Origin of the sequence: Micromonospora sp. KC723 (genome assembly GCF_004348595.1) — a bacterium.
Taxonomy (GTDB): Bacteria; Actinomycetota; Actinomycetes; order Mycobacteriales; family Micromonosporaceae; genus Micromonospora.
Genome location: NZ_SMKD01000006.1, coordinates 12,681 through 34,999 on the forward strand (window position 1 = coordinate 12,681; position 22,319 = coordinate 34,999).

General features: G+C 74.0%; 24 protein-coding genes and 1 pseudogene. 17 read left to right on the forward strand and 8 right to left on the reverse strand.

From position 1 onward, the window contains the following. Position 1: 1 nt before the first annotated feature. Positions 2-127, reverse strand: coding sequence for a hypothetical protein (locus E1165_RS30315; protein ID WP_256370635.1), 126 nt, complete (start codon positions 125-127; stop codon positions 2-4). A gap of 83 nt (positions 128-210) precedes the next feature. On the opposite strand from E1165_RS30315, the gene E1165_RS30320 reads away from it, so the two are divergent. Beyond that, complete coding sequence (locus E1165_RS30320) at positions 211-339, forward strand: hypothetical protein (protein ID WP_256370636.1); 129 nt, start codon at positions 211-213, stop codon at positions 337-339. Beyond that, positions 336-1,883: a glycoside hydrolase family 3 protein gene (locus E1165_RS02900; protein ID WP_132387402.1), complete on the forward strand. Its 1,548-nt coding sequence runs from the start codon at positions 336-338 to the stop codon at positions 1,881-1,883. Before E1165_RS30320 ends, E1165_RS02900 begins: the two co-directional genes overlap by 4 nt. Positions 1,884-1,888: 5 nt before the next feature. Here E1165_RS02900 and E1165_RS02905 read toward each other — a convergent pair whose 3' ends face one another. Then, positions 1,889-2,176 (reverse strand): GNAT family N-acetyltransferase, encoded by a 288-nt coding sequence (locus E1165_RS02905; RefSeq protein WP_132387404.1) that lies wholly within the window; start codon positions 2,174-2,176, stop codon positions 1,889-1,891. 167 nt (positions 2,177-2,343) lie between these two features. On the opposite strand from E1165_RS02905, the gene E1165_RS02910 reads away from it, so the two are divergent. The 7 genes and pseudogenes from E1165_RS02910 to E1165_RS02940 all read left to right on the forward strand — a co-directional run bounded on the left by E1165_RS02910 (position 2,344) and on the right by E1165_RS02940 (position 6,681). Further along, a complete protein-coding gene (locus tag E1165_RS02910) occupies positions 2,344-2,709 on the forward strand; it encodes a hypothetical protein (RefSeq protein ID WP_132387406.1) in 366 nt (121 codons plus the stop codon). Positions 2,710-2,765: 56 nt separating this feature from the next. Then, positions 2,766-3,587 carry a DUF1206 domain-containing protein gene (locus tag E1165_RS02915; RefSeq protein WP_132387408.1) on the forward strand — a complete coding sequence of 274 codons (822 nt, stop codon included), beginning with the start codon at positions 2,766-2,768 and terminating at the stop codon, positions 3,585-3,587. 77 nt (positions 3,588-3,664) lie between these two features. Further along, positions 3,665-4,855, forward strand: a pseudogene (locus tag E1165_RS02920) (mechanosensitive ion channel family protein); the annotation flags it as partial. A 297-nt stretch (positions 4,856-5,152) separates the two neighbouring features. Further along, entirely contained in the window at positions 5,153-5,587 is a 435-nt protein-coding gene (locus tag E1165_RS02925; protein ID WP_132387412.1) for a phage holin family protein, read from the forward strand. Continuing rightward, on the forward strand, positions 5,584-5,919 hold the full coding sequence (locus E1165_RS02930) for a DUF3618 domain-containing protein (protein WP_132387414.1): 336 nt from the start codon (positions 5,584-5,586) through the stop codon (positions 5,917-5,919). The genes E1165_RS02925 and E1165_RS02930 overlap by 4 nt, the downstream gene beginning before the upstream one ends. Beyond that, positions 5,916-6,188 carry a DUF4235 domain-containing protein gene (locus E1165_RS02935; protein WP_132387416.1) on the forward strand — a complete coding sequence of 91 codons (273 nt, stop codon included), beginning with the start codon at positions 5,916-5,918 and terminating at the stop codon, positions 6,186-6,188. The genes E1165_RS02930 and E1165_RS02935 overlap by 4 nt, the downstream gene beginning before the upstream one ends. A gap of 289 nt (positions 6,189-6,477) precedes the next feature. Continuing rightward, positions 6,478-6,681 (forward strand): cold-shock protein, encoded by a 204-nt coding sequence (locus E1165_RS02940; RefSeq protein ID WP_007075740.1) that lies wholly within the window; start codon positions 6,478-6,480, stop codon positions 6,679-6,681. A gap of 126 nt (positions 6,682-6,807) precedes the next feature. Here E1165_RS02940 and E1165_RS02945 read toward each other — a convergent pair whose 3' ends face one another. Together E1165_RS02945 and E1165_RS02950 are read right to left on the reverse strand one after the other, a co-directional pair. Further along, a complete protein-coding gene (locus E1165_RS02945; protein ID WP_132387418.1) occupies positions 6,808-7,002 on the reverse strand; it encodes a hypothetical protein in 195 nt (64 codons plus the stop codon). Positions 7,003-7,091: 89 nt separating this feature from the next. Next, positions 7,092-8,075: an aldo/keto reductase gene (locus tag E1165_RS02950; protein WP_132387420.1), complete on the reverse strand. Its 984-nt coding sequence runs from the start codon at positions 8,073-8,075 to the stop codon at positions 7,092-7,094. A gap of 85 nt (positions 8,076-8,160) precedes the next feature. On the opposite strand from E1165_RS02950, the gene E1165_RS02955 reads away from it, so the two are divergent. Both E1165_RS02955 and E1165_RS02960 read left to right on the forward strand, forming a co-directional pair. Beyond that, on the forward strand, positions 8,161-8,955 hold the full coding sequence (locus E1165_RS02955; protein WP_132387422.1) for a trans-aconitate 2-methyltransferase: 795 nt from the start codon (positions 8,161-8,163) through the stop codon (positions 8,953-8,955). Beyond that, complete coding sequence (locus E1165_RS02960; protein WP_132387424.1) at positions 8,952-9,977, forward strand: adenosine deaminase; 1,026 nt, start codon at positions 8,952-8,954, stop codon at positions 9,975-9,977. The genes E1165_RS02955 and E1165_RS02960 overlap by 4 nt, the downstream gene beginning before the upstream one ends. 44 nt (positions 9,978-10,021) lie before the next feature. Here the strand turns inward: E1165_RS02960 and E1165_RS02965 are convergent, their stop codons facing one another. After that, positions 10,022-11,416 carry a HAMP domain-containing sensor histidine kinase gene (locus E1165_RS02965; RefSeq protein WP_132387426.1) on the reverse strand — a complete coding sequence of 465 codons (1,395 nt, stop codon included), beginning with the start codon at positions 11,414-11,416 and terminating at the stop codon, positions 10,022-10,024. A gap of 29 nt (positions 11,417-11,445) precedes the next feature. Next, the gene (locus E1165_RS02970; protein ID WP_132387428.1) at positions 11,446-12,135 is read right to left on the reverse strand and encodes a response regulator transcription factor; all 690 of its coding nucleotides are present in this window, start codon (positions 12,133-12,135) and stop codon (positions 11,446-11,448) included. A gap of 73 nt (positions 12,136-12,208) precedes the next feature. Between E1165_RS02970 and E1165_RS02975 the strand changes: the two genes are divergently transcribed. Continuing rightward, complete coding sequence (locus E1165_RS02975; protein WP_132387430.1) at positions 12,209-13,129, forward strand: ADP-ribosylglycohydrolase family protein; 921 nt, start codon at positions 12,209-12,211, stop codon at positions 13,127-13,129. Between the two features lie 2 nt (positions 13,130-13,131). On the opposite strand, the gene E1165_RS02980 is transcribed toward E1165_RS02975, so the two are convergent. Continuing rightward, on the reverse strand, positions 13,132-13,974 hold the full coding sequence (locus E1165_RS02980) for a DUF1775 domain-containing protein (protein WP_132387432.1): 843 nt from the start codon (positions 13,972-13,974) through the stop codon (positions 13,132-13,134). A gap of 196 nt (positions 13,975-14,170) precedes the next feature. Here E1165_RS02980 and thrS point away from each other — a divergent pair, with 196 nt between their 5' ends. From thrS to E1165_RS03005, 5 genes are all read left to right on the forward strand, one after another. Beyond that, positions 14,171-16,177 (forward strand): threonine--tRNA ligase, encoded by a 2,007-nt coding sequence (gene thrS / locus E1165_RS02985; protein WP_132387434.1) that lies wholly within the window; start codon positions 14,171-14,173, stop codon positions 16,175-16,177. Positions 16,178-16,457: 280 nt separating this feature from the next. After that, positions 16,458-17,504, forward strand: a complete 1,047-nt coding sequence (locus E1165_RS02990) for a pectinesterase family protein (RefSeq protein ID WP_132387436.1) — start codon at positions 16,458-16,460, stop codon at positions 17,502-17,504. A gap of 72 nt (positions 17,505-17,576) precedes the next feature. Continuing rightward, positions 17,577-18,089 (forward strand): HIT domain-containing protein, encoded by a 513-nt coding sequence (locus E1165_RS02995; protein WP_132387526.1) that lies wholly within the window; start codon positions 17,577-17,579, stop codon positions 18,087-18,089. 115 nt (positions 18,090-18,204) lie between these two features. Beyond that, a complete protein-coding gene (locus tag E1165_RS03000; RefSeq protein WP_132387438.1) occupies positions 18,205-18,837 on the forward strand; it encodes a hypothetical protein in 633 nt (210 codons plus the stop codon). A gap of 130 nt (positions 18,838-18,967) precedes the next feature. After that, positions 18,968-20,026 (forward strand): aldo/keto reductase, encoded by a 1,059-nt coding sequence (locus E1165_RS03005; RefSeq protein WP_132387440.1) that lies wholly within the window; start codon positions 18,968-18,970, stop codon positions 20,024-20,026. 58 nt (positions 20,027-20,084) lie between these two features. Here the strand turns inward: E1165_RS03005 and E1165_RS03010 are convergent, their stop codons facing one another. After that, a complete protein-coding gene (locus E1165_RS03010) occupies positions 20,085-22,247 on the reverse strand; it encodes an elongation factor G-like protein EF-G2 (protein ID WP_132387442.1) in 2,163 nt (720 codons plus the stop codon). Positions 22,248-22,319: the final 72 nt, after the last annotated feature.

Genomic DNA, 22,319 nt, shown 5'->3' on the forward strand with positions numbered 1-22,319 from the left:
GTCAGCGTCGCCGGAACATCGCCCGGATGGCGGCGACCAGCAGCAGACCGCCGACCACCACGCCGAGCAGGCGTATGCCGGGGATGTCGGCCGGTGAGGTGGCGTCGGCGAGCGGCAGCGGATCCATGCCGGCACTGTCGCACGCGGCCCGGGGCGGACGCCAGGTCCTAACAGTAAGGTTTATTGACTATTTAACGGTGCGGTGTGACCATGGCAGCACCGCGACGGCGACGGGCCGTCGACCGCGACCGGGGGGTACGAGGCGGCATGAGCCAGCGGATCGTCAGGGTGGGGTCGCGGGTGGCCCGCCGGGTCGCCGACCGGGTGGCGACGGCATGAGCGAGCGCGACCTGGTCCGGCTCGCGGCGGCCGTCCTCCAGCCGGGCTTCGTCGGCACCACGCCGCCCGACTGGGTGTGCCGCTGGCTGGGCGAGGGGCTCGGCGGGGTGGTGCTCTTCGCCCGCAACGTCGTCGACCCGGCCCAGCTCGCCGCGCTCACCGCCGCCCTGCGCGGCGAACGCCCCGACGTGCTGGTCGCCATCGACGAGGAGGCCGGTGACGTCACCCGGATCGAATCCACCCGGGGCAGCTCCCGCCCGGGCAACCTCGCGCTCGGCGCGGTCGACGACCCGGCGCTGACCGAGGAGGTCGCTCGCGACCTCGGCGCCGACCTCGCCGCGCTCGGCGTCACCCTCAACTACGCGCCCGACGCCGACGTCAACGACAACCCGCACAACCCGGTGATCGGCGTACGCGCCTTCGGCGCCGAGCCGCACCTGGTCGCCCGGCACACCGCCGCCTGGGTACGCGGCCTCCAGTCCGCCGGGGTGGCGGCCTGCGCCAAGCACTTCCCCGGTCACGGCGACACCCGGGTCGACTCGCACCACGACCTGCCCCGCATCGGCGCCAGCCGGTCCCGGCTGGACGCCGTCGAGCTGGTCCCGTTCCGGGCCGCCGTCGCCGCCGGGGTGCAGGCGGTGATGACCGGCCACCTGCTCGTCCCCGCTCTCGACGCCGAACTGCCGGCCACCCTCAGTCCCCGCGTCCTCGGCGACCTGCTCCGCGGCGAGCTGGGTTTCTCCGGGGTGGTGGTCACCGACGCGGTGGAGATGCGCGCCGTCGCCGACCGGTACGGCCCGGCCGGCGCGGCCGTGCGGGCCCTGGCCGCCGGGGCGGACGCGGTCTGCGTCGGCGGTGAGCACGCCGACGAGGCGGTGGCCCGGCATCTGCGCGACGCCGTCGTCGCCGCCGTCGTCACCGGTGAGCTGCCGGAGGAGCGGCTCGCCGAGGCCGCCAAGCGGGTCGGCCAGCTCGCCGCCTGGACGCTGGCCACCCGGGCCGCCGGGCCGACGCGGGCGCTGCCGTGCACCGACGGTTCCCGGATCGGGCTGGCCGCCGCGCGCCGGGCCGTGCGGGTCACCGGCGACCCACACTCCCGGCTGCCGCTGCCCGGGCCCGCGCACGTGGTGGAGTTCGTCCCCCCTCGCAACATCGCCATCGGCCCGGAGACCCCGTGGGGGATCGGCGAGCCCCTGGCCGTGCTGCTGCCCGGCACCCGCACCGTCCGGCTGGCCGAGACCCCCACGGCCACCGTCCCGGCCACCAGGGCCGCCGCCGCGGCGAGGGCGGCCGGCGGGGCCGCCTCGTTGGCCGATCCGACCGCGGGAGCCGGGGCGCGTCCGGTGGTGCTGGTGGTCCGGGACCTGCACCGGCACGGCTGGATGCTAGCGGCCGTCACCCGGGCCCTGTCCGCCCGTCCCGACGCGGTGGTGGTGGAGCTGGGCGTGCCCGAGCTGGTGGTCGGGCGGGTGCACGTGGCCACCCACGGCGCGACCAGGGCCGGGGCCCGCGCCGCCGCCGAGTTGCTCGCCGGGCGGCGCTGACCCCTTCAGGTGGGCATGACCACCAGGTCGGCGTACTCGGGATGGCGCGTGATGAAGGCCCGCACGAACGGGCACTGCGGCACGATCCGGCCGCCCTCCGCGCGCACCTGGTCCAGGGTGGCCCGGACCAGCGCCGCGCCGACGCCCATGTCCTGGTACTCCGGGCGTATCTCGGTGTGGGTGAACACCCGCACCCCGCCCCGGGGCAGGTACGCGGTGAAGCCGGCCAGCGCGTCGTCGACCAGGATCTCGAAGCGGCGCTTGGCGGGGTTCTCCTCGACCAGCAGGCTCACCCGGTCATTGTCTCCCCCCGCCGGGCCGGCCGGTCCGGTTCGGCGAGCAACCGGTTCACCTCGGCGACGATGGTGTAGTGGTGGACGCGGCCCGTGGTACGCCGTCCCGGCATCGCGGCCGTGCCTCGGGCGGTGCCGCGTGGCCCGCGTCTCGTACCCTTGGACGGGTGACGACCCGAACCGGTACCCACCCCCGCACCCCCATCCGTCGGACGGCCGGCCTGCTGGCCTCCCTCGCCCTCGGCGCGGCACTGCTGGCCGGATGCAGTTCCGAGGGCGCCCGCACCGACTGTGGTCTGGACGCCTGCACGGTCACCTTCGACCGGGGCGTCGACGCGCAGGCCAACATCCTCGGGGTCAAGGCCAAGTTGATCGGCGCCGAGGGTGACCAGGTCACCGTCGAGGTCGCCGGCGAGCGGGTCTCCCTCACCACCGGCCAGCAGGCCGCCGAGGTGGGCGGCTTCGCGGTGACGCTGGACAGCGTCACCGACCAGGAGGTCAAGATCCGCGTGGCGCGCAACGCCAACGGCTGACCGGGCCGGCGGCGGCCCACGTTTGGGGATCAACCCGTTCGGCAATAGACGGGCCTATGTCTCTCACCCGGAACGCCGAAGCCACCGCCGCCCGCACCGCCGACAGCCGCTGGCTGGAACTCCTCGCCCGGGCCGGCTTCATCGGCTACGGGATCGTGCACCTGCTCTTCGCCTGGCTCGCCCTCCAGGTCGCCTTCGGCAACTCCGGCGAGGAGGCCAACCAGAACGGCGCGCTGCGTACCCTGGGCGCGCAGCCCCTGGGTAAGTTCCTGTTGATCGCGATCGCCGTCGGCCTGGTCGCCATGGCCATCTGGCAGGCGCTGGAGGCGGCCGTCGGCCACCACGCCAAGCGGGGCAGGGAGCGGCTCTTCGAGCGGGTCGCCTCGGTCGTGCGTACCGTGGTCTTCCTCTGGCTCGCCTGGACCGCGCTCACCGTCGTCCAGAACGCCAGCGCCGACAGCGCCGACCAGCAGGAGGCGTTCTCCGCGAGACTGATGGCGTCCACCGGCGGTCGCTGGCTGGTCGGGATCGCCGGCCTGGCGCTCGCCGCCGTCGGCGTCGGCATGGTGATCTACGGTCTCAGGAAGAAGTTCGAGCGCAACCTGAAGATCGGCGAGATGAGCCCGAAGACCCGGACGCTGAGCCGCCGGCTGGGGATGGCGGGCTACATCGCCCGCGGCAGCGTGTTCGCGGTCGCCGGTCTGCTGATCATGGTGGCCGCCGTGAACTACGACCCGGAGAAGTCGCGGGGCCTGGACGGCGCCCTGCGCACCCTGCGTGACCAGCCCTACGGCCAGATCCTGCTGGTGCTGATGGCCCTCGGTATCGCCGCCTTCGGCGTCTACTGCTTCCTGCAGTCCCGCTACCGCCGCGTCTGAGTTGGTTGATTCCCGGGCGCGCCGGGCACCATAGGGCTTTTGCCCGGAGCTGATCCGCCCGGTCGGAGGGAGACTCAGTGCGCAACTACCTCGTGACGATCGCCGCCGCGGCAGCCGCGGCGGCGATCGCCCTGTTCGTCGCCGCGGTGGTGCATCGGACGATCCGCCGGCTGGGCCGGCGTTCGCTGCTGATGACCGAGCTCACCGAGCACGTCCACCGGCCGTTCCAGGTCGCCGCGACGGTGCTGGCCGCGCAGCTCGCGGTGCGGTTCAGCACCGGGTACGCCGTGGGCACCCCGTGGCGGCAGGTGGTGCTGCACACCCTGGTGTTGGGCGTGGTCGCCGCCACCGCCTGGCTGGTGGCCGCGCTGCTGGTGGTGGTGGAGGACACCGCACTGGCCCGGTTCCGGGTGGACGTGCCGAACAACCGCCATGCCCGCCGGGTGCGTACCCAGGTGGTCCTGCTGCGCCGGCTCACCATCGCGGTGATCGTGGTGTTGGCCATCGGCGTGATGCTGATGACCTTCCCCGCCGTACGCGGCATCGGCGCGGGCCTGCTGACCAGTGCCGGTGTGGCCGGTGTGGTCGCCGCGCTGGCTGCCCAGAGCCTGCTCGGCAACGTCATCGCCGGCCTCCAGCTCGCCTTCAGCGACGCCGTGCGCCTCGACGACGTGGTGGTCGTCGAGGGGGAGTGGGGCCGGATCGAGGAACTCACGCTCAGCTACGTGGTGGTGCAGATCTGGGACGACCGGCGCCTGATCCTGCCCACCTCCTACTTCACCAGCACGCCGTTCCAGAACTGGACCCGTACCGAGGCGGCCGTGCTCGGCACCGCCGAGTTCGACGTCGACTGGTCGATCCCGGTACAGGCGATGCGCGAGGAGCTGCGCCGGCTGGTGGAGAGCACAGACCTGTGGGACGGCCGGGTGTGCGTGCTGCAGGTGACCGACGCGACCGGCGGTCTGGTCAAGCTCCGGGCGCTGGTCAGCGCCGCCGACGCGGGCAGCCTCTGGGACCTGCGCTGCCTGGTCCGTGAGCACCTGGTCTGCTGGATCCGCGACCAGCGGCCGACCGCGCTGCCGCGCACGCGGACCGAGATCGGCGACTCCTCCGGCAGCCTGCCCTGGCAGTGGGTGCAGCCGCGCCGGCCGGGGCGCCGCCGGCCGGAGACCGACGTGCCGGACGACGCCCGGGTCTTCGGCGGCAGCGACGACGGTGAGGCCCGCAGCGAGGCCTTCGTCGGCCCCGACAACGACGCCGAGCCCCGCGACCGGACCGAGGCCCGGGCGGACGACCGCCGGGAGTCCCCCGACGGCCGGACCGACGCCGGTGCGGACGGGCGCGGCGGGACGCTCGTCGGCGCCGAGGAGTCCCTCGACGGTCGCCGCTGACCGATCACCCGAAGCCCCCGTGGCCCCGGGTCACGGGGGCTTTGTCGGATCCGCTTCCGCGTTTCGCCGGACGGTACGGCCTGACCTGAGGTCAGATGTGGTTGGTCACCGTACGCAGGATTGACGGACGGCGACTCCGGGCATTCAGCGCGGTGACGACGAAAGGAGGACAGCATGGCTGACGTCGCGAACCACCGCACGTCCCCGAACGGGAGTGAGCCGTCCACCGCCGAACTGGTGCAGCGGGCCACCGAGCAGGTCTCCCGGCTGGTGCGGGACGAGCTGGCGCTGGCCCGGGCGGAGTTGACCCAGAAGGGCAAGCACGCCGGGATCGGCATCGGCCTCTTCGGCGGTGGCGGGGCGCTCGCCCTCTACGGGCTCGGCGCGCTGGTCGCCACGGCGATCCTGCTGCTGGACCTGGCGCTGCCCGCGTGGGCGGCCGCCCTGATCGTGGCGGTGGTGCTGTTCCTGATCGCCGGCGTCCTCGCCCTGGTCGGGAAGAAGCAGGTCAGCCGTGCGGTCCCCCCGGTCCCGGCGTCGACGGTCCAGAGCCTGCGGGCGGACATGGACGTCGTCACCGCGGCCGTGAAGGACAGGGGACGGGCATGACGGGCAACGGGACCGGCGACACCGAGGCTCTCCGCGAGGAGATCCGGCGAACCCGGGTGGAACTGGGCGAGACGATGGAGCTGTTGGCCGCGAAGGCCGACGTCAAGGCCCGGCTGCGGGAGTCCGCCGGCCAGGCGAGGGAGCGGATGCGCGAGCAGGCGACGCTCACCGTGGCCCGGGTTCGCGGGCAGGCGGCGCAGAAGACCGGCGAACTGCGGTCGCGGGACTACCGGGAGGCGCTCGGGCGCGGACCGGCGCCCTGGGCGGCGATCGCGGCCGGAGCGCTGGCGACGGTGGTCGTGCTGCTGATCGTGCGGGGGAGGCGTAGGTGAGCAAGGGCATCGGCAAGACCGCGTACCGGCCCGTCGGGGTGCTGCTCGGTCTGGCCGCCGGCACGGTCGCCGGGGTCATCTTCCGGCAGGTCTGGAAGATGACCGCCGGGGACGGCGAGGCGCCCAGCGCGACCGACGAGGACCGGGGCTGGGGCGAGATTCTCGCCGCGGCGGCGTTGCAGGGGGCGATCTTCTCGGTGGTCCGGGCGGCGGTGGACCGGGGCGGGGCGGTCGGCGTACGGCGACTGACCGGCAGCTGGCCGGACTGACCGCGACGGGCGGACAGGGCCTGGTCCCGCACCCGGCGGCGGGGGCCTCTCGCATGATCCAAAGGGGCCGCCGAGCAGAGATCCGGCATCCGTCAGGTCACATGTCGGAGAACTTCGTCGGGTAGGCTGTGCAGAGTTTTTGCGTACGTGGTTTGCTGATCCCCGCTGTTGAGAGATGGCGTGGGTTGAGAGAAGTCTCCTTCGTGGAGGCCGTCTCAGGCGCCGCTGCTCGAAAACGGCCAATCGGCCGCACGGCGTGCTCGGCCGCCAGTTTTAGAAGGAGATACACATGGCGCAGGGAACCGTGAAGTGGTTCAACGCTGACAAGGGCTTCGGCTTCATCACCGTCGACGGCGGGGGTGCTGACGTGTTCGTCCACTTCTCGGCCATCCAGACCAGCGGCTACCGCACGCTGGAGGAGAACCAGCGGGTGGAGTTCGAGATCGCCCAGGGTCAGAAGGGTCCGCAGGCCGAGCAGGTCCGCCCCATCTGATCAGTGCCGGTCGGCAGCCGCCGGCCCGGGTGATCCGGCCAGCCGGATCGACGAGAAGCCCCGTGTCTGTTTCGGACGCGGGGCTTTCCGCGTTCCCGGGCCGTCCGGGCGGTCGCCGCCGTCGGCTCAGCCGCCCCGCCGGGACCGCATGCCACGCCAGAGCAGGCCGAGCCCGACCGCCGCCAGCGCCGGGCCGAGCACGGCCCAGACCCGCTGGCCGGTCATGACACTGTCACTGACGTAGCCGAGCCCCTGCACCGTCCAGACGGCGCCGGTCACCACGGCCAGCAGGCCGAGGGTGAGCGTGAACCAACCTCTCATCCGTGCCACCTCCAGTGCGCCGGCCGCGCCGGCCCCACCCCCAGCATCCGGGCTGGCGGGGCCGGCCGCGAGCACCCTGCCGGCACGGCTCACCACCGGTCGTGCACCCGGGGCCTGACCAACTCGTCGTAGACGGCGCGTACGGTGTCGCGCTCCGGGTCGCTCAACGGCGGCAGCGCCGCGGCGGTGGCGTTGCCCCGCGCCTGCTCCGGATTGCGGGCACCGGGGATGACGACGGTGACGCCGGGCTGGTCGATGATCCAGCGGAGCGCGAACTGCGCCATGGTGCGGTCGGGGCCGACCAGCGGGGCGAGCCGGCGGACGACCTCCAGGCCGAGGTCGTAGTCGACGCCGGAGAAGGTCTCCCCGACGTCGAAGCTCTCCCCGTGCCGGTTGTAGTTCCGGTGGTCGTCGGCGGCGAAGGTGGTGCGCTCGTCGTACCGACCGGAGAGCAGACCGCTGGCGAGCGGCACCCGGGCGATGATCCCGACGCCGGCGGAGGCGGCGGCGGGCAGCACCCGCTCCAGGGGCTTGAGCCGGACGGCGTTGAGGATGATCTGCACGCTGGCCACCCCGGGCCGGGCGATCGCGGTGAGCGCCTGGTCGCAGGTCTCGACACTGACGCCGTACCCGGCGATCCGCTTCTCCTGCACCAGGGTGTCCAGGGCGTCGAAGACCCGGTCGTCGGCGAAGACGGGCGTCGGCGGGCAGTGCAGCTGGACCAGGTCCAGGGTGTCCACGCCGAGGTTGGCCCGGGACCGGTCGGTCCAGGCCCGGAAGTTGTCCAGGGTGTACGCCTGCGGCGTCTGCGGCACCCGGCGGCCCATCTTGGTCGCCACGGTCAGCCCGTGTCCGGGCCGTTCCCGCAGGAAGCGGCCGATGAGCTGTTCGCTGCGGCCGTCGCCGTAGACGTCCGCGGTGTCGAGGAAGGTGACTCCGGAGTCCACGGCGGCGGCCAGGACGGCCAGGGCGTCGTCCTCGCCGACCTGCCCCCAGTCCGCCCCGAGCTGCCAGGCGCCGAGGCCGACCACACCCACCTGCCGGCCGAGCCGGTCGAAGCTGCGTTGTTCCATTCGCCCGAGCCTAGTGACCGGCTTGCCGGCCCGTGCCGCGGGCCGTACGCTCGCAGCAATACGTACGTACGGTTTGGAGCTGGCGATGTGGGATCCACACACGTACCTCCGTTACGGCGGCGAGCGGTCCCGCCCGTTCCACGACCTCGTCGCCCGGGTCCCGGCGGACCGGCCGCGCGCCGTGGTCGACCTCGGCTGTGGTCCCGGAACCCTGACCGCGGCCCTGGCCGCCCGCTGGCCGGCCGCCCGCGTCGCCGGCCTGGACGCCTCCCCGGAGATGATCGCCCGCGCCGCCACCCTCGACACCCGGGCCGAGTTCCGCGTCGGCGACGTCGCCGACTGGCGACCCGGCCCCGACGTGGACGTGCTCGTCGCCAACGCGGTGCTCCAGTGGGTGCCCGGGCACCGGGAGCTGTTGGCCCGCTGGGCCCACGAACTGCCCACCGGCGCCTGGCTGGCGTTCCAGGTGCCCGGCAACTTCGCCGCCCCGTCGCACCGGGCCCTGCGCGAGGTCGCCCGCCGGGACCGGTGGGCGGGCACCCTCGGCCCGCTGCTGCGGGACGCCCCGGTCGACGACGCCGTCGACTACGCCGCGTCCCTGACCGGCGCCGGGTGCGCCGTCGACGCCTGGGAGACTGTGTACGTGCACCTGCTGCCGGCCGAACCCGCCGCCGACCACCCGGTGCTGCGCTGGATGGAGGGCACGGCGCTGCGCCCCGTACGGGCCGCGCTGGACGCCGCCGGCTGGGCCGACTTCCGGGCCGAACTGGGGGTACGCCTCGCCGAGGCGTACCCGGTGCGGCATGGTCAGGTGTGCTTCCCGTTCCGCCGGATCTTCGTGGTCGCCCGCACCGGCGCCCGTGCAGAGGAGAACTTGTGACCGACCTGCCCACCTTCATCGCCGGTTTGCCCAAGGTGGAGCTGCACGTGCACCACGTCGGCTCCGCCTCGCCCCGCATCGTGGCCGAGCTCGCCGCGCGGCACGAGGGGCGCAGCCCGGTCCCGGCCGACCCGCAGGCGTTGGCCGACTACTTCGCCTTCCGCGACTTCGCCCACTTCATCGAGATCTACCTGAGCGTCGTGGACCTGATCCGCGACCCGGAGGACGTCTGGATCCTCACCCACGAGGTCGCCCGCGAGCTGGCCCGGCAGCAGGTCCGGTACGCCGAGCTGACCGTCACCCCGTACTCGCACGTGCGCCGGGGCATCCCCGCCCCGGCGTTCTGCGAGGCGATCGAGGACGCCCGCAAGCGGGCCGAGGCCGACTTCGGCATCGCCCTGCGCTGGTGCTTCGACATCCCCGGCGAGGCCGGGCTGCCGGCGGCCGAGGAGACCCTGCGCATCGCGCTGGAGGAGCGGCCCGACGGGCTGATCAGCTTCGGCCTGGGCGGCCCGGAGATCGGCGTGCCCCGACCGCAGTTCAAGCCGTACTTCGACCAGGCCCGGGCGGCCGGGTTGCGGTCGGTGCCGCACGCCGGGGAGACCACCGGCCCGCAGACGGTCTGGGACGCGCTGCGCGAACTCGGCGCGGAGCGGATCGGCCACGGCATCTCCGCCGCCGACGACCCGGAGCTGCTGGCGTACCTGGCCGAACACCGGATCGCGCTGGAGGTCTGCCCGACCTCCAACGTGCGGACCCGGGCGGTCCCCGACATCTCCGCCCACCCCCTGCGGCGGCTGGTCGACGCGGGCGTGCTGGTCACCGTCAACTCCGACGACCCGCCGATGTTCGGCACCACCCTCAACGACGAGTACGCCGTGGCCGCCCGGCTGCTCGACGCCGGTACGGACCGGGTGGCCGCGCTGGCGAAGGACGCGGTGACCGCCTCGTTCCTGGCGCCGGGCGAGAAGGCCCGGATCAGCGCCGAGATCGACGCGTACGCGGCGACCGGGCCGCGCTGAGCGAGCGGCCCGGGCACCCGGTGGTGGCGTGTCGCCGACGGTGGTTAGGAACGCCGGCGGGGCCAGCGGCGGCCGTTGGTCTTCTGCTCGCGGACCTCCCGCGCCATCCGGCCGACCAGCCCGAACCGGCTGACCTGCCGGGGCGTCGCCTCCGGGTCCGCCAGCAGCATCACCACGCTCGCCCCACCGAGCCGGGCCCGGTCGATGCTCACCGAGCCATTGGCCTGCAACGCCACCCGCTTGGCGATGTCCAGCCCCAGCCCGGTCGACCCCTGGTCGCTGGCGCCGCGGCGCAGCGCCCGGTCCGGGTCGGCGATGCCCGGGCCGGCGTCGTCGACGCGGATCGCCACGTACCCGTCCCGGCGGGAGACCGCCACCTCGAAGGCGGTCCCCTGGGGGGTGTAACGGAAGACGTTGCCGATCACGGCGTCCAACGCGGCGGCCAGCTCGGCCCGGGGGACCGGGGCAGGGATGCGCAGCTGGGCTCCGACCACCCGGTGCGGGCGGTTCTGGTCGCCCGCCAGCGCCGCCCAGAACACCATCCGGTCCCGGACCACCTCGCTGACGTCGCACTCCGCCGGCCCGGTGTCGCGGGCGACCGCCCTGCGGGTGGTCTTGATCAGCACGTCGATCTCACCCTCGAGGGTGACGATGGCCTGCCGGATCCGCCGGATCGTCCGCCGCCGGTCCAGCTCCGCCGGGCTGAACGAACCGACGCCGGTGTCGTCCGAGTCGAGCCCCTCGGCGTCGAGCCGCAGCACGGTCAGCGGGGTACGTAGCCGGTGCGACAGGTCCGCCACCAGTTCCCGCTCGTCCGTGCGGGCGGCGACCAGCCGGTCCGCCATCCGGTTGAAGGCGTACCCCGCCTCGGCCAGCTCCCGGGGCCCGCTGGGCTCCACCCGGACACCCAGGTCGCCGTCGCCGACCGCCAGGGCGGCCCGGACCAGGCCCTTCGTGGCGTCGACCGCCCGCGTCGCCACCCGGTCCACCACGATCACCGCCGCGCCGACCAGCGCCACGGCGACCCCGGCCAACAGCAGCCACGTCCCGCCGACGCCCGCGCTCCACTCGGCGTCGGGAACGAAGGTCTCCACCACGGCGACCCGGTCGTCGAGCACCACCGGATCGAGCCGCAGCAGCCCACCGTCGACGTCGCTGACCACCGTCCGCCGCCGGGTACGGGCCCGGTCCAGGTCATCCTCGGTGGCCCGGCCGGCCGGCTCCGCGCCGCCCAGCCCGTGCACCACCGGCCGGGTGGCCGGGTCGTCGCCGCTGGCCGCCACGGCCCGACGTACCGCCGCCGGATCGGTGCTCACCGCGAGCGCGCCGGTGACCAGGGCGGCGCGCCGCGCCGCGTCGGCCAGCGCCGCGTCGCGGGCCTCGGCACGTAGGGTCAACCCGAACGGCACCAGGAACGCGAGTGCGACGAGCGCGCACATGCCGGCGGTGAGGTACGCCAGCGCCAGCCTCAGTCCGGGGCCACCAACCGGAAGCCCACCCCCCGCACGGTGCGCAGGTAGCGGGGCTTCGCCGCGGACTCGCCCATCTTTCGGCGCAGCCAGTAGAGGTGAACGTCGATGGTCTGGTCCTCGCCGACCGACGGCTGCCGCCATACCTCCTCCAAGAGTTCCCGCCGGGACACTACCCGGCCGGGTCGTGCGGCGAGATACGCCAGCAGGTCGAACTCCTTGCGGGTCAGCGCCAGCGGCTCCCCGTCGAGCACCGCGCTGCGCTCGCCCACGCTCACCCGCAGCCCGCCGACGGTGTGCACCGCCGGCGGCACCGCCCGGCTGGCCCGGCCGACCCGGCGCAGCACCGTGGTGATCCGGGCGTCCAGATGGGCGCCGGTGAAGGGCTTGACCATGTAGTCGTCGGCGCCGGCACGCAGCAGCCGGACCACCGACTGCTCGTCGTCGCGGGCGGTGGCGATGATGACCGGCACGTCGGTGATACCGCGCAGCATCCGCAAGGCGTCCGAGCCGTCCAGGTCGGGCAGGCCGAGGTCGAGCACGACGAGATCGGGGGCCTCGGCGGCGACCCGACGCAACGCGTCCAGCGCCGTGCCGACGGCGTGCACCGCGTGCCCCCGCTCCGTCAGGGAACGCAGCATCGCGCCGCGTACGACGTGGTCGTCTTCGACCAGGAGCACGGTTGCCACGTCAGCACCGTACTGCCGGTGGCAAGTTGATCACGTTGCGGCGTTCCCCCGAACCAGGCAAGCTGGCACGACGATGACGTTCACCCTGTTCCCCGACGCCCGGCTGGCGCTGGCCCGGGACAGCCTGGCCGGCCTCTCCGTGGGCGACGCCCTCGGTTCGCAGTTCCTCGTGCCCGGCCGGCACGCGGCGGACCTGGCCGCCGACCGGCTCCCCCCGCCGCCCTGGCGGTGGACCGACGACACCGAGATGGCCTGCTCCGTGCTGGCCGAACTCGCCGCCCACGGCGGCGTCGACCGGGACCGGCTGGCCCTCGCCTTCGCCGAGCGGTGCGAGCCGTACCGAGGCTACGGGCCGGGTGCGGTGGCGATCCTGCGCCTGATCCGTACCGGCACGCCCTGGCCGGTGGCCGCCGCCTCGGCCTTCGACGGGCAGGGCTCCTGCGGCAACGGGGCGGCGATGCGGGTCGGGCCGCTGGGCGCCTGGTTCGCCGACTCCACCACCCGCGCCGCCGCCCAGGCCCGCGCCAGCGCCGAGGTCACCCACGCCCACCCGGAGGGGATCGCCGGCGCGGTCGCGGTGGCCGTCGCCGCCTCGCTCGCCGCCCGTGCCCGGCTCGACGGCGACCGACCCGACCCGGTCCGGTTGCTGGCCGCCGTCGCCGGCGCGCTCGACCCGGCGAGCGCGGTCGCCGCAGGGATACGGCGGGCCGCCACCCTGCTCGGTCGGCCGCTGCCGGAGGCCGTGGCGGCGCTCGGCAACGGCTCCCGGGTCACCGCCCAGGACACCGTGGCCTTCACCCTCTGGGTGGCCGTCACCCACCTGTCCGACTATCCGGGCGCGGTCCGGGTCTGCGTGGAGGCCGGCGGGGACGTCGACACGACCGCTGCGATCGCCGGTGCGGTGGTCGCCGCGTACACCGGGGTGGGCACCCCGGGTGGGGTGCCGGACCGCTGGCTGGCGGCCCGGGAGCCGCTGCCGGAGTGGGCGGGCTGATCTCAGCGGGAACCCATCGGCTCGGTCAGCGGCCGGACCTCCCCGGCCGGCCGCCCGTCGTCGGGTCGCCCGGTCGACGGCTCCTCCTGCGGCTCGTCGTCGTCCGGCTCGGCGCGGTGCCGGGCCCGGCTCACCATCCAGCCGATCAGCGCGCCGCCGCCGAGACCCACCACCAGGCCACCGCCGAGCAGCACGTCGGCGCTCGGCCCGCCGGCGTCGGCAGCGGGCGGGGTGTGGCCCGCCCCGCCCTGGCCGGCGACCGCTGGCGTCGCGCCGCCGTGCTCGTGCCCGACCACCGTGCCGGGAGCCGGCGGCACCAGCGCCAGCGTCGGGGCGGGGCGGGCGCCGCCGGACGGGTCGGCCCAGCGCACCACCGTGCCGTCCGAGTACGTCTGGACCAGCTCGACGCTCATCCGGTCGACCAGCGGCAGCGGACCCATGGCCAGTGAGAGCCGGGCCGGACCCGGCACCGGCTTGCCGGCGGCCCGGGTCCACGTCACCGCCGCGGTCACCTGGGTGACCCCGGGGGCGTGCATGCCGGCCACCGGCTGGTCCAGGTCGCGGAAGGTGATCAGCGGGGCCCAGCCGTCCACCGACAGCGGGTAGACCTCGCCGATCGGGGTCGCCTCCGGCAGCCTCAACTCGATCTTCTCGGTGCGCGCGCCCGGCCGCTCCTCCGGCACCACCAGGTGCCACGTCACCGCGTCGCCCTGCGTCGCCTGGGTCGGCGTGGTCGTCACCTCCGCCGCCAGCGCCGCTCCCGGCCAGCCCAGCACGCCGGCCACCGCCGCGGCCAGCGCGAGCCCGGCCCGGTGCCGACGGCTTCCGCTGCGGGTCGTCGTCATCCGTGCCCCCATCCCGTGTTCGTCAGGCCGGTACCGACTCCGGCCACACCCGGTAGTTCGGACGGGAGGCCGGAAAGGTTCAACGCGGGGGCGGCGAGGTCGTCCTTTCCCGGCGACCGGGCGGCCCGGGGCGACCGATAGCATCGCAGGAGCCGGCAACCGGCACACCCTTACCGCCTGCAGTTGAGGAGTCACCGTGTCCGCACCTCGTACCCCCGCAGTGGCCGACCCCGTCGTCGTCGCCGCCGGGACGACGGCGGCCGACGCGGTGGCCGCGGCCGGGCTGCCCACCAGTGGCCCGAAGGCGATCGTGGTGGTCCGCGACCCGCAGGGCCAGCTGCGCGACCTGGACTGGTCGCCGGCCGAGGAGACCGAGGTCGAGCCGGTCGCCATCGACACCCCGGACGGCCTCAAGGTGCTGCGTCACTCGACCGCGCACGTACTGGCCCAGGCGGTGCAGGACGTTTTCCCGGAGGCCAGGCTGGGCATCGGCCCGCCGATCGAGAACGGCTTCTACTACGACTTCGCCGTCGACAAGCCGTTCCAGCCGGACGACCTCTCCCGGCTCGAGAAGCGGATGCAGGAGATCGTCAAGTCCGGCCAGCGGTTCCGCCGTCGCCGGTTCGGCAGCCTCGACGAGGCGAAGGCCGAACTGGCCGCCGAGCCGTTCAAGCTGGAACTGATCGACGTCAAGGGGGAGGGGCTGGACTCCGCCGAGGTGATGGAGGTGGGCGGCGGCGAGCTGACCATCTACGACAACCTCGCCGCGAACGAGGACAAGGTCTGCTGGTCGGATCTCTGCCGTGGACCGCACCTGCCGAACACCCGGCTGATCGGCGCGTTCAAGCTGATGCGCTCGGCCGCCGCCTACTGGCGGGGCTCGGAGCGCAACCCCCAGTTGCAGCGGGTGTACGGCACCGCCTGGCCGACCCGTGACGAGCTCAAGGCGTACCTGAAGCTGCTGGAGGAGGCCGCCCGCCGCGACCACCGCAAGCTCGGCGCGGACCTGGACCTGTTCAGCTTCCCCGACGAGATCGGCTCGGGCCTGGCGGTGTTCCACCCCAAGGGCGGCATCATCCGCCGGGAGCTGGAGGACTACTCCCGCCGCCGGCACGAGGCCGCCGGGTACGAGTTCGTCAACACCCCGCACATCACCAAGGCGCACCTGTTCGAGACCTCCGGGCACCTCCAGTGGTACGCCGACGGCATGTACCCGCCCATGGAGATGGAGGGGGCGAACTACTACCTCAAGCCGATGAACTGCCCGTTCCACAACCTGATCTTCCGGTCGCGCGGGCGGTCCTACCGCGAGCTGCCGCTGCGGCTGTTCGAGTTCGGGTCGGTCTACCGGTTCGAGAAGTCGGGCGTGGTGCACGGCCTGACCCGGGTGCGCGGGATGACCCAGGACGACGCGCACATCTACTGCACGCCGGAGCAGATGGCCGGCGAACTGAAGTCGCTGCTGTCGTTCGTGCTGGACCTGCTGCGCGACTACGGCCTGGACGACTTCTACCTGGAGCTGTCCACCCGGAACCCGGAGAAGTCGGTCGGCACCGACGAGAACTGGGAGCGGGCCACCGCCGCGCTGCGCTCGGCCGCCGAGGAGTCCGGCCTGGACCTGGTGCCGGACCCGGGCGGCGCGGCGTTCTACGGCCCGAAGATCTCCGTGCAGGCCAAGGACGCCATCGGCCGGACCTGGCAGATGTCCACGATCCAGGTCGACTTCAACCTGCCGGAGCGTTTCGGTCTGGAGTACCAGGCCGCCGACGGCACCCGGCAGCGGCCGGTGATGATCCACCGGGCGTTGTTCGGTTCGATCGAGCGGTTCTTCGGGGTGCTCACCGAGCACTACGCGGGCGCGTTCCCGGCCTGGTTGGCGCCGGTGCAGGTGGTCGGCATCCCGATCCGTGAGGATCACACCGACTACCTGCACGGCTTCGTCGCGGCGCTGCGCGCCGAGGGCATCCGGGCCCAGGTGGACACCGGAGACGACCGGATGCAGAAGAAGATCCGTACCGCGCAGCAGCAGAAGATCCCCTTCATGGTGATCGCCGGTGACGACGACGTGTCCGCCGGCACCGTCTCCTTCCGCTACCGCGACGGTTCCCAGCGCAACGGGGTGCCGATCGCTGAGGCGGTCACGCACGTGCTGGACGTGGTCCAGTCGCGCACCAACTCCGGCCCATCCGCCGTGGCGAACTGACCAGTACCGGCCCGCCGACCTCGTCCCGGCCGCTCCGGTCGACAGCTCGGCGCCGGGTGTCGCGGGCGCGGTATCCCCCCGCCGGGATGCCCCCACCCGGCGCGGTAGGAGTCGATCTTGGCCGGGGTCGGGGCGGCGCCGGGGATGAGCCGGCGGAAGCCGCACCGCGGGTGGTGGACGCGTGCCCGGGGGCCGGCATTGACCGTCGTCACTCTGGGCGGATAGCCTTCGCGTACCCGTGCGGAAAGCCCTTTCCTGCACGCCGGGACCGGAGGTGGCGATGCGGCGCAGAACTCTGCTCGGTGCTGGCGTGGCGGTGACCGCCGGCGTGCTGGGCGCGCATCGGCCCGCGTACGCCTGGCCTGGGCCGTACCTCACCGTCGCCGCCGACGGCACTGGCGACGTCACCGACATCCAGGCCGCCGTCGATGCCGTCCCGGCCGGCAACCCGGGCCCGTTCACCATCAAGATCCGCCCGGGGGTCTACCGGGGCCGGGTGGTGGTGCCCGCCGACAAGCCGTACGTCGTGCTGCGTGGCCAGGGTGACGACCCGTCGGCCGTGGTGATCGCCGACGACCGGGCCAACGGCACGCCCCGGCCCGACGGCGGCACCTGGGGCACCTCCGGCAGCGCCTCGGTGACGATCTCCGGGGCGGGGTTCGCCGCCCGCAACCTCACCTTCGCCAACCTGTTCGACGAGGCCGCCCACCCGGAGATCACCAACCGGCAGGCGGTCGCCGTGCTCACCCGCGCCGACCGGCTCGTCTTCGACAACGTCCGGTTCCTCGGCAACCAGGACACCCTCTACGTCAACACCCCGGACGTCACCGTCGCCAGCCGGGCGTACTTCCGCAAGTGCTACATCGAGGGGGACGTCGACTTCGTCTTCGGCCGGGGCACCGCCGTCTTCGACCGCTGCGAGCTCCGGTCGCTCAGTCGCGGCTCGACCACCAACAACGGGTACGTCACCGCGGCCAGCACCGACCAGGCGGTGCCGTACGGGTTCCTGGTCTGGCGCAGCCGGCTCACCGGCACCGCCGCGGCGGGCACGGTCTCGCTCGGCCGCCCGTGGCACCCGGGCAACGATCCCGCCGCGCGCCCCTCCACGGTGATCCGCGACTCCTGGCTCGGCCCGCACGTGCGTGCCACCCCGTGGAGCGACTTCGGCACCTGGTCCTGGCGGGACGCCCGCTACGCCGAGTACGCCAACCGGGGTCCGGGTGCCGGCCTCGGCCCGGACCGCCCGCAGTTGACCGCGCAGGAGGCCGACCGGCTCACCCCCGGCACCTGGCTGGCCGGAGCGGATGGCTGGAACCCGCTGCGGTGACCGTAGGATCGGCGTGTGACTGGGGCGGCGCGGCACTCTGACGACGGCGGAGGCACCACCGGAGACGCCGGCCTGGCGGACGGGTTGGAGCGGCTCTGGACGCCCCACCGGATGACCTACATCTCCGGTGAGGGCCGCCCCGAGGGTGGCTACGAGAAGCCTGCCGGCTGTCCGTTCTGTCTCGCTCCCGGCCTGCCCGCCGACCAGAGCCTCGTCGTCGCGCGGGGCAGGCACGTCTTCGCCTTGCTCAACCTCTACCCGTACAACCCGGGTCACCTGCTCGTCTGCCCGTACCGGCACGTCGCCGACTACCCCGACCTGGACGCGGAGGAGACCGGTGAACTGGCGGTGTTCACCCAGACGGCGATGCGGATGATCCGGAAGGTGAGCAACGCGCACGGCTTCAACCTGGGCATGAACCAGGGCGGTGTGGCTGGTGCCGGCATCGCCGCGCACCTGCACCAGCACGTGGTGCCGCGCTGGGGCGGCGACGCCAACTTCATGCCGGTGATCGGCCGGACGAAGGTACTGCCGCAACTGCTCACCGACACCCGGGATCTCTTCGCCGAGGCCTGGCCCGCCTGACCGCGACCGGTCCACCGCTGCCACCGGATTCGCGCCGGCCGCCCGTGACCGCCGGACCTGTGGGCCGGCCCTACCCTCGGTCTGGGCCGGAGCGCGACACCTTACGATCTTGGGTATGGCTCTGTTGCATCACGCGGAACTGCGTCCCGGCAAACTCGAACTCCTGGCGGCCTGGTTGCCCGGGCAGGCCTGGTTCGGTGGGGGGCCGGCGGTCGAGGTGGCCCGCGTGGCGGCGTACCGGTTCGACGACCCGGCGGGCGCGGTCGGCGTCGAGACGCTGCTGGTCCGGGTCGCTGACGGGCCGGTGTACCAGGTGCCGCTCACCTATCGGGGTGCGCCGCTGGCTGGTGCCGACGACCGGCTCGTCGGTACCACCCAGCACTCCGTGCTCGGCCCGCGCTGGGCGTACGACGCCTGCGGCGACCCGGTCTACGCGGCGGCCCTGACCGCCGCGATCCTCGGCGGCGCCGCGCAGGCGCAGGAGTTCTTCGAGGTCGACGGGGTGCGGGAGTACCGCGCGCCGAGCATGGAGATCACCAGCAACGCCGCCGACCGGACGGACCCGCCCGCCGTGGCCGGGCCGCTGCGGGTGGTGGACGGCGACCCGACGCTGATCGTCACCGACGCCGTCGAACTGGCCGTCGTCCGCCGGCTCGGCACCGGTACGGTGCGGGCGGGCGCCGCGTTGAGCGGCACCTGGCCGGGGCAGCCGACGCCGGTGCCGCTGGCGTACGCCGTCCCACGCTGATCCCGGGCCGGACCCGAACCGCCGGTGCTAGACCGGATCGTCCGCTCTTCCGCTCACTGTCGCATATAGCCGGTAGTACGCTCGGTGACGTTCTTGCCCCTGCCGGTCCGGAAGATGGCAGGATGCGGCGGTGGCAGTTGCGACGCGGACGTTGGGCCGCAGCGGCATCGAGGTCAGCGCGCTCGGCATGGGATGTTGGGCGATCGGCGGCCCCTGGGCGGAGGGCGCCCGCCCGTTGGGCTGGGGCCGGGTCGACGACGAGGAGTCGGTGCGGGCGGTCCGCCGCGCCCTCGACCTCGGGGTGACCTTCTTCGACACCGCCGACACGTACGGGGCCGGACACGGCGAGCGGATCCTCGGTTCGGCGCTGGCCGGCCGGCGCGACGAGGCGGTGATCGCCACGAAGTGGGGGTATACCTTCGACGAGCGGAGCCGGCAGGCCACCGGCGAGGACGCCTCACCGGCGTACCTGCGCCGGGCGGTGGTCGACTCGCTGCGCCGGTTGGACACCGACCGGATCGACCTGTACCAGCTGCACCTGGGTGATCTTCCGCTGGTTCGGGCGGAGGCGCTGGTCGGCACGTGTGAGGAGCTGGTGGCCGACGGGCTGATCCGGTCGTACGGCTGGAGCACCGACCGGGCCGACCGGGTCGGCGCGTTCGCCGAGGCGGCGCCGCGCGCCACCGCCGTGCAGCACAGCCTGTCGGTGCTCCGGGACACCCCGACGATGCTGGCGGTCTGCGACAAGCACGACCTGGCCAGCGTCAACCGGGGCCCGCTCGGCATGGGGCTGCTGACCGGCAAGTACACCACCGAGTCGACGCTGCCCCGCGACGACGTGCGTGGCCACGCACCGACCTGGCTGGAGTGGTTCCGGGGCGGCCGGCCGGCGCCGGAGTGGCTGCGCCGGGTCCGGGCGGTACGCGGCGCGCTCACCGCCGACGGCCGGACCCTGACCCAGGGAGCGTTGGGCTGGCTCTGGGCGCGCAGCGCCCGGACCGTGCCGATCCCCGGCTGCCGAACCGTCGCGCAGGTCGAGGAGAACGCCGCCGCGTTGCGTCTCGGCCCGCTCGGCCCGGACCACTTCGCCGAGGTGGAGCGGCAGCTCGCGGGATTGCGGGCCGCCGCCCTGCGGGACGCCGACCGCCCGTACTGGCCGATGCCCCCGGTCCCCGCCGCCCGCCCCTGAGTTCGCCGCGCCCGCGCCGGGTCGTCGCCGCGCCCGCGTGACGTCGGCCGGTCGCCGGTCAGGGACGGGTGCCGGATTCCTTGCGGACCTGCTCGACCAGGTGGGCGGGCATCGGCTCGTACCGCGCGAAGGCCCGGCGGAAGGTGCCGGTGCCGGAGGTGAGCGAGCGCAGCTCGATGGCGTAGCGGAGCAGCTCGGTGGCGGGCGCCTCGGCGCGGATCAGGGTCCGACCCTCGGCGTCCGGGTCCGGTTCGGTGCCGAGCACCCGGCCGCGCCGGCCGGACAGGTCGCCCATCACCGCGCCGACCGAGCCGTCGGGTACCCGGACGACGACCTCGTCCACCGGCTCCAGCAGCGTCGGCTGCCCCTTCTCGGCGGCGTCGCGCAGGGCCAGCGCGCCCGCGGTCTGGAAGGCCGCGTCGGAGGAGTCGACGCTGTGTGCCTTGCCGTCGACGAGGGTCACCCGCAGGTCCACCACCGGGTGGCCGGCGACCAGGCCGCGTTCCACCTGCGCCCGGACGCCCTTCTCCACCGAGGGGATGTACTGGTGGGGGACGGCCCCGCCGACCACCCGGTCGACGAACTCGAAGCCGGCGCCGCGCGGCAGCGGCGTCACCTCGATGTCGCAGACGGCGTACTGGCCGTGGCCGCCCGACTGTTTGACATGCCGGCCGTGCCCGGTGGCGGCCACGGTGAACGTCTCGCGCAGCGGCACCCGCACCGGTTCGGTGTCCAGCTCCACCCCGCCGGTGCGCAACCGGTCCAGCACGACGTCGGCGTGCGCCTCGCCCATGCACCAGAGCACCAGCTGGTGGGTCTCCGGGTTGCGTTCGAGACGCAGGGTGGGGTCACCGGCCACCAGCCGGCCCAGGTTGCGGGCCAGCGCGTCCTCGTCGGCCCGGCTGCGCGCCACGACCGCCACCGGCAGCAGCGGCTCGGGCATCTCCCACGGGGCGACCAGCAGCGGGTCGTCCTTGGCGGAGACGGTGTCGCCGGTCTCCGCGCTGCCCGACTTGGTGATCGCGCAGATGTCCCCCGCGACGGCCACCGGGACCTCCCGCAGCGTCGCCCCCAACGGGCTGTAGACGTGCCCGACCCGCTCATCGACGTCGTGGTCGGGGTGTCCCCGCTCGGCCATGCCGTGCCCCGAGACGTGCACCACCTGGTCGGGGCGGAGCGTGCCGGAGAAGACCCGGACCAGGGAGACCCGGCCGACGTGCCGGTCGACGGTGGTCTTGACCACCTCGGCGACCAGCGGGCCGTCCGGGTCGCACGCCAACGGCGGACGGGGGGAGCCGTCGACGCCGGTGACCGGCGGCAGCTCGTGCTCCAGCGGCGACGGGAAGGCGGCGACCAGGCCGTCGAGCAGCACGTCGAGGCCGACGCCGGTCGCGGCGCAGACCGGCACCACCGGATAGAAGTGGCCCCGGGCGACGGCCTTCTCCAGGTCGGTGACCAGCACCCCGGTGTCGATCTCCTCGCCGTCGAGGTAGCGGTCCATGAGGGTCTCGTCCTCGCTCTCGGCGATGATCCCCTCGATCAGCTCGTTGCGGGCCTCCACGATGGCCGGCAGGTGCTCCGGGTCCGGCTCGCGGATCGCGGCGGGCAGGCCCGCCGAGTAGTCGAAGACCCGCCGGGTGACCAGCCCCATCAGGCCGGCCACCGACTCGCCGTCGTCACCCAGCATCGGCAGGTACAGCGGCAGCACGTTGTCACCGAAGACCCGCTGGCACAGCGCCACCACCTCGTCGAAGTCGGCGCGGGGGTGGTCCAGCCGGGAGACCGCCACGGCACGCGGCATGTCGACCGCCCCGCACTCCTCCCACAGGGCGGCGGTGGCCAGGTCCATGCCGTCGACGGCGGAGACCACGAAGAGCGCGGCGTCGGCGGCGCGCAGGCCGGCGCGCAGCTCGCCGACGAAGTCGCCGTAACCGGGGGTGTCCAGAAGATTGACCTTCACCCCGGAGTGCACCAGTGGGGCGCAGGCCAGGCTCACCGAGCGCTGCTGGCGTACCGCCGCGGGGTCGTGGTCGCAGACCGTCGTGCCGTCGGTGACCGTGCCGGCGCGGGCGATCGTGCCGCTGGCCGCCAGCAGCGCCTCGACCAGGGTCGTCTTGCCGGCACCGGAGTGCCCCACGAGGACCACGTTGCGAACCCTGCCGGGCTCGGTCACCACCGGCGCGCCGCCGGTGACACCCTTCTCCTGGTTCTTCTGCGCCATCGCGGCGCACCTCCCTCACGGTGGTTGGTGGCGACCGCCGCGCACGACGGGAAACGGACCCGGGGTGGGTGC